The following is a 401-nucleotide window of genomic DNA, read 5'->3' as shown; positions in this document are numbered from 1 at the left end:
GAGCTGACGCGGATCGCGCAGCAACTCGGCGTCAGCGAGGACGAAGCCGCGGAAGCGGTGGCGCAGGTGCTTCCGGACGTCGTCGATCAGGCGACGCCGGCGGGCGAGCTCCCGGACGACGATGAGCTCGACCGGACCTTCGGCCGCCTGCACGAGCTGGACGGTGCACAGAAGGGCTAACAGGATCGTTCTCGGCGGGCTGCTGCTGCTCGCCGGCGCAGCTTGCGACGACAGCGGCGGTGACGACGATCGCGGCGGCGAGCGGTTCGCGATCTACCACCTCGAGACCGCGATCGGCCCGCCTGGCGACGAAGGCGAGCTGCGCTGCGGGCCGCCGCGCGTTGCGTGCCCCGGGGTGGTGATGCAGCCGCCGCCGCGGGTCTTTCGTTACGAGGTGAGGG

At 71.8% G+C, this 401-nt stretch carries 2 protein-coding genes; both read left to right on the top strand.

All coding sequences use genetic code 11. From position 1 onward, the window contains the following. A partial coding sequence (locus tag I6F37_RS43120; RefSeq protein WP_225154850.1) for a YidB family protein occupies window positions 1-180 on the top strand: 180 nt, incomplete at its 5' end. Further along, window positions 164-401, top strand: a 238-nt coding sequence (locus I6F37_RS43115; RefSeq protein WP_225154849.1) for a hypothetical protein, incomplete at its 3' end; no start/stop codon positions are given. The genes I6F37_RS43120 and I6F37_RS43115, both read left to right, overlap by 17 nt.

This window comes from Bradyrhizobium sp. NBAIM08 (genome assembly GCF_020193935.1).
Lineage (GTDB): Bacteria > Pseudomonadota > Alphaproteobacteria > Rhizobiales > Xanthobacteraceae > Bradyrhizobium > Bradyrhizobium yuanmingense.
Note: the sequence above shows the minus strand (reverse complement) of the source record. Positions and strands in the feature narration are given on the sequence as shown.